Annotated in this window: 11 protein-coding genes; 8 read left to right on the top strand and 3 right to left on the bottom strand. The window is 39.8% G+C overall.

Annotated elements, in window-relative coordinates:
• The first annotated feature begins 20 nt into the window (after nucleotides 1–20).
• The 4 genes from ACRRSQ_RS05325 (at nucleotide 21) to ACRRSQ_RS05310 (ending at nucleotide 6,384) form a co-directional block, all read left to right on the top strand.
• Nucleotides 21–632 carry a hypothetical protein gene (locus ACRRSQ_RS05325; RefSeq protein WP_440874670.1) on the top strand — a complete coding sequence of 204 codons (612 nt, stop codon included), beginning with the start codon at nucleotides 21–23 and terminating at the stop codon, nucleotides 630–632.
• Between the two features lie 59 nt (nucleotides 633–691).
• Nucleotides 692–2,086, top strand: a complete 1,395-nt coding sequence (locus ACRRSQ_RS05320) for a cobyrinate a,c-diamide synthase (RefSeq protein WP_440874669.1) — start codon at nucleotides 692–694, stop codon at nucleotides 2,084–2,086.
• Nucleotides 2,087–2,326: 240 nt separating this feature from the next.
• Nucleotides 2,327–3,349 (top strand): FHA domain-containing protein, encoded by a 1,023-nt coding sequence (locus ACRRSQ_RS05315; RefSeq protein ID WP_440874668.1) that lies wholly within the window; start codon nucleotides 2,327–2,329, stop codon nucleotides 3,347–3,349.
• Between the two features lie 86 nt (nucleotides 3,350–3,435).
• Nucleotides 3,436–6,384: a protein kinase domain-containing protein gene (locus tag ACRRSQ_RS05310; protein WP_440874667.1), complete on the top strand. Its 2,949-nt coding sequence runs from the start codon at nucleotides 3,436–3,438 to the stop codon at nucleotides 6,382–6,384.
• A gap of 4 nt (nucleotides 6,385–6,388) precedes the next feature.
• Here the strand turns inward: ACRRSQ_RS05310 and ACRRSQ_RS05305 are convergent, their stop codons facing one another.
• Together ACRRSQ_RS05305 and ACRRSQ_RS05300 are read right to left on the bottom strand one after the other, a co-directional pair.
• Entirely contained in the window at nucleotides 6,389–6,883 is a 495-nt protein-coding gene (locus tag ACRRSQ_RS05305; RefSeq protein ID WP_440874666.1) for a hypothetical protein, read from the bottom strand.
• Nucleotides 6,884–7,190: 307 nt separating this feature from the next.
• Nucleotides 7,191–7,631 carry a hypothetical protein gene (locus ACRRSQ_RS05300; protein ID WP_440874665.1) on the bottom strand — a complete coding sequence of 147 codons (441 nt, stop codon included), beginning with the start codon at nucleotides 7,629–7,631 and terminating at the stop codon, nucleotides 7,191–7,193.
• Between the two features lie 329 nt (nucleotides 7,632–7,960).
• Between ACRRSQ_RS05300 and ACRRSQ_RS05295 the strand changes: the two genes are divergently transcribed.
• Genes ACRRSQ_RS05295 through ACRRSQ_RS05280 form a run of 4 tightly spaced genes read left to right on the top strand, consistent with a single transcriptional unit; the run spans nucleotide 7,961 to nucleotide 10,053 of the window.
• The gene (locus ACRRSQ_RS05295) at nucleotides 7,961–8,512 is read left to right on the top strand and encodes a hypothetical protein (RefSeq protein ID WP_440874664.1); all 552 of its coding nucleotides are present in this window, start codon (nucleotides 7,961–7,963) and stop codon (nucleotides 8,510–8,512) included.
• A complete protein-coding gene (locus ACRRSQ_RS05290; RefSeq protein ID WP_440874663.1) occupies nucleotides 8,502–8,846 on the top strand; it encodes a hypothetical protein in 345 nt (114 codons plus the stop codon). Before ACRRSQ_RS05295 ends, ACRRSQ_RS05290 begins: the two co-directional genes overlap by 11 nt.
• Before the next feature lie 15 nt (nucleotides 8,847–8,861).
• Nucleotides 8,862–9,800, top strand: a complete 939-nt coding sequence (locus ACRRSQ_RS05285) for a hypothetical protein (protein WP_440874662.1) — start codon at nucleotides 8,862–8,864, stop codon at nucleotides 9,798–9,800.
• A gap of 16 nt (nucleotides 9,801–9,816) precedes the next feature.
• On the top strand, nucleotides 9,817–10,053 hold the full coding sequence (locus tag ACRRSQ_RS05280; RefSeq protein ID WP_440874661.1) for a hypothetical protein: 237 nt from the start codon (nucleotides 9,817–9,819) through the stop codon (nucleotides 10,051–10,053).
• Between the two features lie 87 nt (nucleotides 10,054–10,140).
• On the opposite strand, the gene ACRRSQ_RS05275 is transcribed toward ACRRSQ_RS05280, so the two are convergent.
• Nucleotides 10,141–13,032, bottom strand: coding sequence for a TonB-dependent receptor (locus ACRRSQ_RS05275; protein WP_440874660.1), 2,892 nt, complete (start codon nucleotides 13,030–13,032; stop codon nucleotides 10,141–10,143).
• Nucleotides 13,033–13,259 lie beyond the last annotated feature (227 nt).

Genomic DNA, 13,259 nt, shown 5'->3' with positions numbered 1-13,259 from the left:
TGTTAAATAGCGGTATTGTTATGAAATCAGCCACCTCAAATTTACCCATTCGTTTGGTCTTTGCCATTTTTGCCGTATTAACTTTGCTTATGCTGGCAACTCGTACGCATCACTTTGCCAGTTTGAATCATTTGCCGAGCGCTTCAATTGCTATTTTTTTCTTGGCGGGTATGTATTTACGTAATATGAAAGCCTTTTGGTTTTTTTATCTGCTTAGCGTGACTATCGATATGGCGTCATCGTATTACCGTGGTCAGTTTGGTGACTGCATTACCACCTCGTATCCGGCATTGGTCTTAAGCTATGGTGTGATGTTTGCGGCAGGTTTTTATGCTCGCCCCAACTGGCAGCAAAAGGGCCGGCAAATAAATGTGCTGCAAGTTGCCTTTGCGTTATTTGCGGCAAGCTCAATCGCCTTTTTTATCTCAAATGGTAGTTATTACGCATTCTCTGGCAAGTTCCCTGAACTGTCTTGGGCTGAATATTCAGCGCGTGTTGATAAGTACTTTTTCAAATATATTGTTAACCCGACCTTTTATGTGCTGTCAGCGGTGGTGATTGACTTTAACCTGAGCCATTTCTTTGCTGACAAAACCATCAATAACGCCGCCAATGTTAAACATAAACATTAGTTTGCTGAAGTTGATTTTTACATTATCGAGCAAGGTATTTTCATTGAAGGAGTTTATCAGTGGCTATAGAAAATAAAGCCTTTAGGCATCGACCGCAGCAGCAAGCAGGTAGCGGCGTAAAGTGTTCTGCACTCATTGTTGCAGCGCCGCATTCAGGCTCAGGCAAAACCACCGTAACTGCTGCACTCGCGCGCTATCACCGTAATTTAGGGCGCAAGGTCACGGTATTTAAAGTCGGGCCAGACTTTATTGATCCTATGATCCTCAGGCAAGCCAGTGAAGAGCTAGTATATCAATTAGATCTTTGGTTAGTCGGCGAGCAGGGTTGCCAAGAGCTGCTATATCGTGCGGCACAAGAGTCAGATCTGATCTTAATTGAAGGAGTCATGGGGCTATTTGACGGCACGCCAAGTAGCGCAGATTTAGCCGAGTATTTTAATATTCCCGTACTGGGCGTGATTGACGCCAAAGCCATGGCGCAAACCTTTGCCGCGGTTACCTTTGGTTTAGCCAAGTTTCGTGAAAACATGCCTTTTTCTGGGGTGCTTGCCAATCGTGTTAATAGCGACCGACATGGCGAGTTACTCAGTAATAGTTTACCTGATGAATTTACGTATTACGGCCGCATGCCAAAAGACGATAGCATTACTTTGCCGGAGCGTCATTTAGGTTTAGTACAGGCACAAGAATTGGCGGATATTGATAGCCAACTTGATCAAGCGGCTAGCTACATCGCCAATACTAAACTGGTTAATTTACCGGAAAAAGTCGAGTTTTTTAGCGCACAACAAACCGCACAGCTACAAGGCAATGAGCAGGCATTGTCAGGTACTCGCATTATTATTATTCGCGACGCTGCCTTTAGCTTTATTTATGCCGCGAATATCGCCTTTTTAAAGCAAGCAGGCGCAGACATTATTTACTGCTCTGCACTAACCGATAAGCACTTACCTGATGGTGATATTTTATATATCCCCGGTGGTTACCCAGAATTGTACGCGGAAAAACTAAAAACTAATGTCAGTTTTATCAATAGCGTTCAAAGCTTTGCTAATAGTCAAAAACCAATAATTGCTGAATGTGGCGGCATGTTATATCTGCTAGAGCAACTTACTGACTTATCTGGGCAAAAATTCCCTATGCTCGGCTTACTACCGGGTAAAGCGGTTATGCAGAAAAAGCTGGCTGCGATTGGCTCGCAGTGGGTTAACTTATCGATGTTATGCCAAGAACAAACTGCAAACCCGATAATGCGCGGTCATAGCTTTCATTATTCCAGCGCTGAAGTGTCTATCGAACCGATTGCGCAAACAACTCATCACCCGAGTGAACGTTTAGGCGAATTTGTTTATCAGCATAATAATATTCTTGCCTCTTATATGCATTGGTATTTACCCAGTAACCCAAGTTTAGCCATTGCCATGTTCAATAAGTCAGGTGTTACGTCATTGTAATTGCGTGTAATACAAAATCTTGTGTTTTTAAAATAGTGTTAAAGTGCTTAAAGGCCTCATTCGTCAGTCAGCGTTTCAGTGAAATCGAGCATAAAGTATGTTATTGGTTGACTAAATCAGGCAAACTAACTGAACAAGTCAGTCATAGGGATATTACTCGTCGACACTTGTGCATTACTTACTATTAATCGTTGAATTGTAATTTAGCGATTAATACATAGATAAAAAGGAGCTCAGCACATGGCCACTTTATTAAATAAACACAATCAACAAAGCAGTTTATTACAATCTCATCATAGCTTTGGTCGCTTGCAATGTTCGGTTAATACCAATATTTCCGATCCTTATATTTCAAAAGTGCATGCGTTTATTGAATGGAACGGTGAACATTGGTTACTGCGCGACGTTAGTAGCAATGGTACCTGGCTTAATGGCAACAAGCTGGCGCGAGAGCAAATTGCGCATCTTAAAAAAGACGATGTAATAACATTTGCCAGTAAATCTGCTAATGCGTTTCAAGTGCTCGATATTAATCCGCCGTGCGACTGCTTAATTCCGATTGCCCACAATAGCAAAGCCATCGAACTGGAATATTTTCACCTTTTGCCCAGTAAAGAAGCGCAACCTATGGTGCTAAGCTTTAATAATCAAACCTATTCGTGGTGGCAAGAAATATTAGACGACAACCTCAGCCAGTCGGTAACCTCAGCGGAATTAAGCGATCAAGAAATTCTCACCGTCGATGGCTTATCTTGGCAATTACAAATTAATCGCGCCGTGGCTGATACACAAATACTCAGACCAACCGTTACCTCGCTTGATGATATTCGCTTTACGTTTAATACCAGCTTAGATGAAGAAAGCACCCAGCTATTTATGCAAACCGGTGGCGAAAATATTGATTTACTGGTGCGCAGCCATCACTACCTAACGCTGACATTGGCAAGACAACGCGCGGCTGATATGCAAGCTGGCCTAAGCGACAGCGAACAGGGTTGGCTATATGCCGAGCATTTAGTCAAAGACTTGGGCATGGATGCGAGCCATTTAAATATTCAAATTTACCGTATTCGCAAACAGTTTGTTGATGCGTTAAATAACAACTGTGAATCAAGCGATATTATTGAACGCAAAGCGGGAAAATTACGTTTAGCATCAAAGAATTTTTGCGTTATTAAAGGTGATGTTACTGAATGTGATACTAGTCAAACCATTCATGTAGAGCCTAGCCAGGAAGCAAAGGAATATAGTCAGTTAAATTAATCAGATAGGTTTACCTTATTTTCTAATCATTAACTTATCGACATATCATCATGACCATGTGATTATTGCACTAATAGCATAATTATATGGTCAATTTTTTTGGCCAATATGGTCAGAAATTGAAGCAAGACAATAACAATTCTAATACGCCTAAAACCCCTCAGTGTGCCAGTGACTGCGCAAGCGATTGTGCTGATTTTAACTTGGCAGATACCTTAGTTGTTAATCAAAATCAACAGAGCAAAGACCTAAGCAGTAAAACCGACGAAGCGCTAACTCAAGCTGAGCAAAATAGTGATACCGTGTCTGACAATCGTGCCGACAATGGAACTGGAAGTAGTGCTGAACATCAGCTGACCAACAGCATGGCGCATTTTAAAATTATTGATATTTTAGGCAAAGGCGGCATGGGCGCGGTGTATAAAGCCAAAGACTTAGCGCTAGAGCGCTTTGTTGCCATGAAAATGTTACGTCTTCATGCTAATGCTGGTGCCAATGCCGAGTCGTTAATTTTGGCAGAAGCAAAAACCATTTCTAAACTTAATCACCCCAATATAGTGACTGTTTATGATATTGCTCGCGATACCAGCTCTGGTACTAGTTCCGGTATTAGTTCTGGTATTAGTAAAGGGGAGAGTGCAGGGGAGAGTGACGCTAATTTTATTGTCATGGAATGGGTGAATGGTCAGCCACTGAATAACCTTATCCCCGCAGAAGGCTTGCCGCTTAAAACGGTACTGTATTATGCAAAACAAATTATTGCCGCGCTGCACTGCGCCCATCAGCAAGATATTATTCACCGCGATATAAAACCGCAAAATATTATGGTGACCAGCGATGGCCGAATAAAAGTGCTCGACTTTGGCATTGCCGCGTTAATGAATGTTGAGCAACAAGCACCGCTGCTTGAATTTTCTGGTTCGCCGCAATACATGTCGCCAGAGCAAATATCAGGAAAGGCATGCGACGTTCGTTCCGACTTATTTTCACTGGGCATTGTATTGTACGAAATGCTTGCTGGCGTAAAGCCGTTTTTAGGCATGAATATAACGCAAATTAGCCAAGCGATCAGCGAAGGGCAATATACGCCATTAGCAAAAGCGTCCGTTAAAGCTAGCAGTAATAAAGTCAGCAAAAAAGGCAGTGTAAATAGTTCAAACAAAACGCAAAATATACCGGCTGAACTTGTTGCACAGTTTGCTGCCGTGGTTGATAAATTATTACGAGTCGACCCTGAACAACGCTTTCAAAGTGCCGATGAACTAGCCGTTGAAATTAACGCGATTGATGAAAAAGTTAATCAAAAAAATAGTTGGTGGCAGCAGCAACACTGGGTGACTAAAACTTTCATTATACTGCCTATTATTACGGTATTAGCGTTTAGTTTACGCAGCGTTTTCTTTCCGCCGAGTACTCAAGAGCTAATTGCGCGGCAATTGGTTGAGTCGAAAAAAATTGCCTTTTTACCCTTTGACAATATTAGCGGCGACCCTGTGCTGCAAATATTTAGCGACGGTATTGCCACTATGTTAAGCAGCGACTTAGCTGAAGTGGGCTATCAACAAGGCGATGGTAAAACCTGGGTATTACCCAGTAGTGAATTACGTCAGCTCGACGACCCAAGCATAACTGGGGTTTACAATAAATACGGGGTCGATTTTATTGTTACCGGCAGTATTCAGCATATGGGCTCAACCCGTAGCGTGCATTTAAGCTTAGTCAATGGCAGCGACGGGCGGCAGTTAAAATCAACACAACTCACTATTAACGCCAATGCGTTATTTGCCGCACAAACCGAGATTCGCCAACAAGTAATGACTTTACTTGGCTGGCATATGCCCGAAAATCTAAATGACAAATTTGCTCAGAAAAAGCCCGCATTTGACGGCGCCTATAAACATTATTTACAAGGCCAAGGTTATTTATACCGCTTTGACCATGGCGATAATATTAATAACGCGGTGCAAGCTTTTGAAAAAGCCATTGCATTAGATACCAGCTATGGCGACGCTTATGTTGGATTAGCGCAGGCGCAACTGCGTAGCTTTTTAGAAACCAAACAAGGTGACTGGTTAACGAATATGGCAAATACCATTGACCAGTTAGCGGCAATTAATCGTGAGCATGTTTTACTCAGTTATTTGCAAGGGGAACTCAGCCTCAATCAAGGGCAATATCAACAAGCGGTGCAATTATTTCAGCAAAGCATTAATAGCCAGCCGAATTTTATTAAAGCCTATACCGGGCTTGCCGATGCCTATATTGCTTTGGGCGAACAAAGTAAAGCTGAAAAGGTTTTATTATCTGCTTATAAAAAAATGCCTAACAATATTGCTGCTATATCTAAACTTGGGGCTTACTATTTTGGTCAAGGCGATTACTTGAAAGCGCTTAATTACTTTAAATTACAAGCAACAAACGCTCCCAATAATTATACGGCCTATTTAAATATTAGTGCTTGTTACTATTCAATTGGTGAAATAGGTAAGGCAATAAAATCTGCTAAACATTCAATTTCTATTGAACGGAATGCAGATGGTTATGCTAATTTAGGTACGGCTTATTTTATTCTAAAAGATTATCAGCAAGCGGTAGCAGCTTATGAGCAGATGATTCACTTGAATGACAGTGATTTTGTTAATTGGGGAAATTTAGCTGATGCCTATCGCTTTGCAAATAATGATAAGTATTTATATGCTTTTAAACAAGCGATATTAAGAGCAGAGCAAGCACTCCAACTAAACCCTAACAATAAATATGCCATTGCTTTATTGTCATATTATTATGCAAACCTTAACCATTTAGATAAAAGTAATTCATATAGCAAACTAATTAATGAAAATGATACGGGTGTAGATAATTTTTTTGTTGCTGCTGCATATTCACGGCTAAATAAAAAAGAAGCTGCAATGAGACACTTAGAGTTTGCAATTAGTAACAGTTACTCAATTAATGAAATCTTAAACTCCCCATTATTCGAAAATTTAAAAGATGATGATAAATACCATCATCTAATAGGCAAGAGTGGTCACTAAAAGTTTAAACTTTAATTTTTATTGCTGGATCCCAAGCCACAGTAAACTTACCACCACTAACTTTAAACTTGGTAATAATTGTCACATCATCTTCATCACTGCGAGTCGCTTGGCTATCAAGGTTGGCGTTATAAGTGCTTTTTTTACCGGAAACTAACTGTAAGTCGTTATGGCTTTGCAAAATGCCATTCCATTTATAGCTGGCTTTGCTGTTATCTTCTGGTGCTGGCGTTAAGCAAAACTTAATGTTATCGCCATTGTTAATTTCAAACGGCGGTTCAATAGTGTCTTTGCCGGCTGCGTCTGATGAATAATAAAGGTAATTCACTTCTTGTGTTTCAGGTAATACGGCAATTTTACGACCTTTGCCATTAAACTGATGGGTAAGAGCGCCACTGTTAATATCGCTAGCGAGTTTAGCAAATGCTAGGTTGATATAAATGGTGGTCGTTGCTGGCTTTACTGCTGTAGTTTCTGTAGCTGATTGAGCAATATTCATGGGTAACTCCTAATCAATTTAATATAGTATTGGTATGGCGATTTAGGTTCACGATTCAGGTTTCGCTATTGAGACTTTGTTATTTAATCATAGCGATTAACCTAAATGCTAGGTTAACTAAGGTAGCGATTAAATATCATTAAATCAATAGCTTATTTTATAGAGTGAATCTGTCATTACCTATTAGCCGTACATGTTAACTATGCTTGGTAACTGTGTATGTTAACTTTGCGGGTTAACTGCGTGATAACTTTGCACGCTACCTTTTTTCAATTTTTCTTTCGACTTATGTTTTTAATTTTTAATTTTACTTTTTACCTTTTAAAAGGGTTAACCATTTAGCCAATAAACGCGACATTTTAGAAGAGCTTTTATGACGCTTAGTTAGCCCGGTATCTTCACTAAAAATATTGATGGTGGTAACGTCGGTATACATTGGCAATAGCTGCTTTTTCAAGTTGTTTGAGCTGTGTTGCTGTTTATTCTTGTCGTTTTGCGTAGCCGCAGGTTTGTCTTTTTTATCGTTAAGCTTGTGATCATTTATATGTGCATGAGAAAAACTGCTTTGACTGCTTTTTGTGTGTTTTTTTTGATTGTAGAAACAATATAAATTATTGGTGATTTTTTGATTTTTCAGTGCTGATTGCGCTTTAGCGTTAGCTTGTGTTTTAGTTTTCTGAGCGTTCATAAGCTCGTTATATTCTTCAAATGTTTCAACCTGATATACCCACGATTCTGCATTGTTCATTTAATGCTCCAACACACGTTATTTATCCCGTTAACGATAATAATCTAGGTTGCAAGACAAAAGCTATTACACGGCATTACACGGATAACCTCATGAATAAGTTGTGTTTTATTGAATTTTTTTAAGTTGTGTAATTTATTACGGCGTGTATATTACTTAACCAGTTTAGCTTTTTATTAAGTATGAAAAAGTATGCTGAGCATCAGGGGTTATTAGCGCTAACAGCGTATGTGGTTAAGGAACAATGGTACTGTTTACTCAAATTGATAAGGGATCAGCTTAGGTGGCATTTAATTTTTATGGTTAGCTTTTTAATCAAATGGATGTTGATGGTTTGCCTATTCGTGATGCTTATTGGTTGTTCGGTTAATAATGTTGGCTTGCCCGGTAGTGTTAACCAACAGGTTATTCATTCGCCTATGGCGAAAATTATTCATACCGAGGCGCGTGGCTTTCACCTTAATACGCAAAATGGCGTTGAGTTTCAAATTGGCATTTTCGAAAAAGCGTTAATTTATCCTGTAGTGAGTCAGCAGCCATTATCGTGTGCTGAGTTCATGCTCAATACAGGTGCTAGTACCGATATTAGTACCGATACAAATACAGATAATAATGCCGATACTAATACAGATTATGTTAGCCAAGAAAATCGTGCAGAGTATGGCGCCGAACCCATTAAAACGACATTGCGCGCACAAGGGCTTGGTTTATATTTTTCATCGTACGCGTTTGGTTTTAGTTTAGGGGCGTTAAATCGCCATGTTACGCGTATAAATACTCAAGATTCGTTGCAATTTTTTTATCGCAACAATGCTAAAAATTACCCGCACGTATGTGCTGTTGTTCAACCCAAACCACAAGGAAATACTGATGAAAATTAAATGTGCAGGCATATTATTTGCCACGTTATTAGGCGGCTGTAGCACCACTCATTTGGTGTATGTGCAAGAAACATCAATGGGACTTAATGTTGCCGTAGGTGCAGAGGGCATGCAAAAAATGTCGTTAGGTTACGATCGAGATGTTTTAGCAATAGTACCTAAAAAAGGTAAAGATAAAGACGCAATGGCGTTGTTTTCTGTCAACAATGTCCGTGTCGAGGGTTTAGATAATATGGATGTTTCTGAATTTGTCGCAACGGGAGAGCCGGCGAAAAAAATTGCTAGTGACGATAATATGGTTAGTACCATTCGCAGCGAAATTTACGGTAAATAGAAGGAGCTGAAACTCATGTCGATATTAACGATTAAATCTTATTCTTCTTTAGCAACTAACTCTTCTTTATCAACAAAGCGTTTAGTTGCCACGTGTTTGTCGGTTGCCATACTTGCTGGTTGTAGTAATGCCGTGAGTTATCACCACTCTGAACGCAACAGTATTGCTTTGGAAGTGCGCGGTACTGATCCTCAGCAGCCTGTGCAAGGGATTATTGGGGTGAAAACACGTACCATTTTAGTTACCCCAGGTATTGAAGAAGCCGAACAAGAAGATGAAGGTGAACAGAAAGGACAGGCAACAGCAAAAGGGGAGTCAACCAGTGTTATTAGCGACTTTAAATTAAAAAGAGAGGAAGCTAAAGAATTTTTTGCTTTTGGCTCTACTCACTTGCAAAGCGCATTAATTACAGGTGATGCTGCTAAAAATGCTCCTAAAAGCACATCAAAAGCATTAAGTGGTATTGGTATTTCAGGTGCAAGCGATGAAGCGACACTTCAGCTTAATGTGATGCAAGATATCTATAGTTTTTTGAATGAGCGTAAGGCGACAGATGCTATTGCTAAAAAGCATGTTGAACAGCTTGATAACTTAGCTGAATTATTACCAAAAGATTATTTAACTAAAACCTATTACGATATTGATTCGACTACCTTGGTAACTGTTGATATGGCAAGTCATGTTGTTAATCCACGGCCATTTTTAGAAGTCTTATATTATGAGCATAGCTTATTAGGTGGTTCGATTTCGTCAATTAAAGAAATGGAACAAGATCGTAATGTTAAATATCAGGCAAGTGCGGGCGCAACAGCACAAGTTATTACATCAGCAGACTTAACGATGTTGCAAGCAAAATTGAAGCAGCTTAAAGCGGATAAACGCACCTTTTTTGATATGATTGGCAATCACAATGCGATTGATAGCGCCGCGGCATACATGGTGAGCATGCTATAACGAGAGGGAAATTTAAATGAAAGAAGTGCCGTTAACGCAGTGGCCCAATAAAGAAAAATCATGGTCAGAAAGTCATAAGCTTTATGCTTTTTCTGATATGGCGACAATAAATAAACCGGTGGCAGCGCCAAGTGATTATGGTTTGTCGTTAAAACAAGTGGCGATGAGTTTATACAGCTACAACTACCAAGTTGTTTCAACCGCGCGCAATGAAAGTAACGATGGTTGGTTGGCGGTTTGCATAACCAATTAAATTTTATTGCTTAATTTGTAGGTTAAATTAAAAAGCCCTTGCTTATTAACATAAGCAAGGGCTTTTGGTTTTTGTTATCGGGCTAAATTAGAACTTAGCGCGAACACCTACAGTGTAGCGACGATCCGCTTCTGTATAACTCCAAGCATTACCGTATTCAGATTGGAATACAGAATGTTCACCTGTTAAGTTAGTTGCGTTAGCAACAACGGTGAAGTTCTCGTTGATATCCCAGCTTGCTGAAAAGTCTAACTGACCACGACTGTCGCGGTAGTTATCAGAGAAGTTAAGTACACGTTTTTCGTCTTCTGTGGCTAAATACTCAGAACGATAGTTATAGGCTAAACGTGCGGCATAACTTTCGTATTCCCAGAAACCTTGTAAGTTATAAGTATGCTTAGAAATCTCTAATAATGGTCTGATTTCTTCGCCTTCAGCTGCTGGTTGTTCACTGTCTGCGAAAGTGTAGTTTGCACTAAAACCTAAGCCTGACCATGCACCTGGCAAGAAGTCGAAATGTTGTTGATAACCAATTTCAATACCTTGAACTTTACCAGACTCACCATTGGTATCTTTAGTTGTATCGATACCCGTTAAGCCTGCATCACGTAAACCTTCAACGTGAGCTAAACCAGCCGCGTCGTCAGAATTAGAGTGATATTGCATAGAAGTGTTATCAACACCAGCTGCATCTAGTGTACATACAGCGTACCATTCCGTAACGTTTTGACCAGAAGTTGATGAGTCAGCTACACAAGTATTTTGACTGCTTAAGAAAGATTCAACATCTTTATAGTACACAGCAAATGACAACATGTTACCTTCACCAAAATAGTGCTCTACAGAAAGATCAAATTGTGTCGCGCGGTAAGGGTCTAAATCAATTGCACCTTGAGTTGCTTTAGTGGTGTCATTGTTCACGTCAAAAGCAGGGCTTAATTCACTAAAATCTGCACGGCGCATTACTTTAGCTGCAGCAAAACGAACTAAAGTATCGTCGTTAAGCGTATAAGTAACGTTTAAGCTTGGAAGGAAATCATTGTAATCGTTCTTACCAACAACTTTATCACCATTTAAAATAACCGCTGACTCAAGATCAGTTTGAATATAACGACCACCAACAATGGCAGTAATGTCGTCAAAATCTAAGTAAGCTGAAACGTACATTGCTGATGTTTCTTCGTTAATTTCGCGATAGGCACTGTCTTGGAATTCTTGGTTTTCACGAAGCGTTCCTGTAGTGGCTAAGTTAGTACCGGCAAGTAATTGCTGTAACTCGCTATAGGTATTACCTGCGTTAGCTAAACCATGGTAAGCAGCATAAGTTAATAGATCGTTTTGACCAGAGTGACCAATTTGATCAAAGGCATTGTTATGGCTAATGGTTGAGAAGCTACCCGGGAATGCGGCATTGTAGTCGTCAATCCATAATGTAGCTAAAGAGCCATCTGAATCATGAACAGCATTTTTATAAATGTCTTTGATTTCTTCTAAGTGCTCTGTGTATTCGTAATCACGTTCGGTAACACGTACACCAGCTTTAACTTGCGTTAACCAATCAAGCTGAAAAGGTTCGTCAACGACAATGTCAAATCGTGCGGCAGTTTCATCATTGTTCGTGTTGATTAATACGCTTTTGAAGGTACGAAGTGCTAAGTCTTGTTCGCTTGTGAATGCATCTGGAACAGAATGAATGATACTCGGTAACTTATCACCTGATTGATAAAATACGCCATCATAAACGTTATTAACTAACTCACCGGTTTCTTCAAATACTGACTTTTGCACTGGACGTAAGGTAAATTCAGAGTCAGGTTGTACACTTTCTGATGACGCTATTGCGATTTCACCTGAAATAATGATGTTGTCACTTAAGTTCCACTCAGCGCCAAGTGCGTGTGAGAATGAATCAGTTTCACGGAAATCACTGTAAGTTTTTGGAATAGCGAAGTCATTGCGTAAAGTAAAGTCGTTAATTTGACCTGATGAATCTTGTGTTGTATTGGCGTTGGTTTCTAATGAACCAACCACACCAAGAATTGAACTACCTGCTTGTTGACCTGAGCGTTTTGTGCCATTTAAGTCTAGGTAAACCATACCGTCACCGGATTGAGGCGCCCATTGAAGCATTAAGTTAAGTGCAGTGCGTTCACGCTGTTCTACAAATTGTTCAACCGTATGTTGGTCTCGAACAATGAATTCACCATTTTCAGGGTTACCTGGTAAGCCATTCACATCAATATCTTGGAATAAGGTACGTTCAATGAATTCATCTTGGCGAATTTCACGGTCTTGATATGCAAGCATAGCGATTGCGCCAAATGTACCTGCATCACCTAGATCCCAGTTATCACCAATTGAACCACTAAAAATAGGGGCTACATTTTCGGTTTTATCGGCATATTCAAAGTCTAATGACATCGCACCAGTAAGTTCGTCAAGCTCTAAAGGACGAACTGTTTTCATGCTAACAGTACCACCTAAGGCACCTTCGATCATATCAGCCGTTGGAGACTTAACCACTTCAACGGTTTTTAAGAAGCTTGAAGGAAAATCTTGCAAGCTAATGCCGTCACGATCATCACCTATGGTTGAGCGACCATTTAATTCAACACGGTTTTGAGGCAAACCACGAATTGAAACACTGTCACCTACACCAAAGTCTGTGTTAATTGAAACACCGGTAATACGTTGAAGTGCTTCCGCAATGTTGTTGTCAGGTAACTTACCAATATCTTCAGCAACAATCGCGTCAACAATACGGCCGTCGGTGCGTTTTACTAATGCTGCGGCTTTCATACTGCCTAACATGCCGGTTACTTCAATAACCTCAATGTCATCACTCGCTGCTGGAGTGGTATCTTCGGCGGCGTATGCTTGCATGCTAAGCATAGTTGTTAATGCTGCGCCAAAAATAGTTAAATTATTATGTCGATTCTTATTAGCCTTAAATAAATCGGTTATTTTGTTGAGCTTCATTGTTATTCCCTCACACTCTAAGTGCTTTTTGTAATTGGCTTTACCAATTTCTAATTATAATCTTATCTGATAAACACATTTACTGCTTAAAAACTGTGCTAGATATTTATAATTTAAATTACCAGTTATTACAAGTTTTACTTACAAAAAACTTATTATTGGTAATATAGGTTGCTTTGTTTTTAAAGGCTCTTTATTTTGTTTTGGTAATGCTGTTTTTGTTCTTA

Source organism: Thalassotalea sp. PLHSN55, assembly GCF_052030545.1.
In the GTDB taxonomy this organism is placed as follows: domain Bacteria; phylum Pseudomonadota; class Gammaproteobacteria; order Enterobacterales; family Alteromonadaceae; genus CANMXU01.
Note: the sequence above shows the minus strand (reverse complement) of the source record. Positions and strands in the feature narration are given on the sequence as shown.

Excerpts from the sequence above, each read along its gene's own strand:
- ACRRSQ_RS05325 (WP_440874670.1), top strand. The coding sequence starts at position 21 with ATGAAATCAGCCACCTCAAATTTACCCATTCGTTTGGTCTTTGCCATT.
- ACRRSQ_RS05275 (WP_440874660.1), bottom strand. The coding sequence starts at position 13,032 with ATGAAGCTCAACAAAATAACCGATTTATTTAAGGCTAATAAGAATCGA.
- ACRRSQ_RS05300 (WP_440874665.1), bottom strand. The coding sequence starts at position 7,631 with ATGAACAATGCAGAATCGTGGGTATATCAGGTTGAAACATTTGAAGAA.
- ACRRSQ_RS05310 (WP_440874667.1), top strand. The coding sequence starts at position 3,436 with ATGGTCAATTTTTTTGGCCAATATGGTCAGAAATTGAAGCAAGACAAT.
- ACRRSQ_RS05315 (WP_440874668.1), top strand. The coding sequence starts at position 2,327 with ATGGCCACTTTATTAAATAAACACAATCAACAAAGCAGTTTATTACAA.
- ACRRSQ_RS05280 (WP_440874661.1), top strand. The coding sequence starts at position 9,817 with ATGAAAGAAGTGCCGTTAACGCAGTGGCCCAATAAAGAAAAATCATGG.
- ACRRSQ_RS05305 (WP_440874666.1), bottom strand. The coding sequence starts at position 6,883 with ATGAATATTGCTCAATCAGCTACAGAAACTACAGCAGTAAAGCCAGCA.
- ACRRSQ_RS05290 (WP_440874663.1), top strand. The coding sequence starts at position 8,502 with ATGAAAATTAAATGTGCAGGCATATTATTTGCCACGTTATTAGGCGGC.
- ACRRSQ_RS05285 (WP_440874662.1), top strand. The coding sequence starts at position 8,862 with ATGTCGATATTAACGATTAAATCTTATTCTTCTTTAGCAACTAACTCT.
- ACRRSQ_RS05295 (WP_440874664.1), top strand. The coding sequence starts at position 7,961 with ATGGTTTGCCTATTCGTGATGCTTATTGGTTGTTCGGTTAATAATGTT.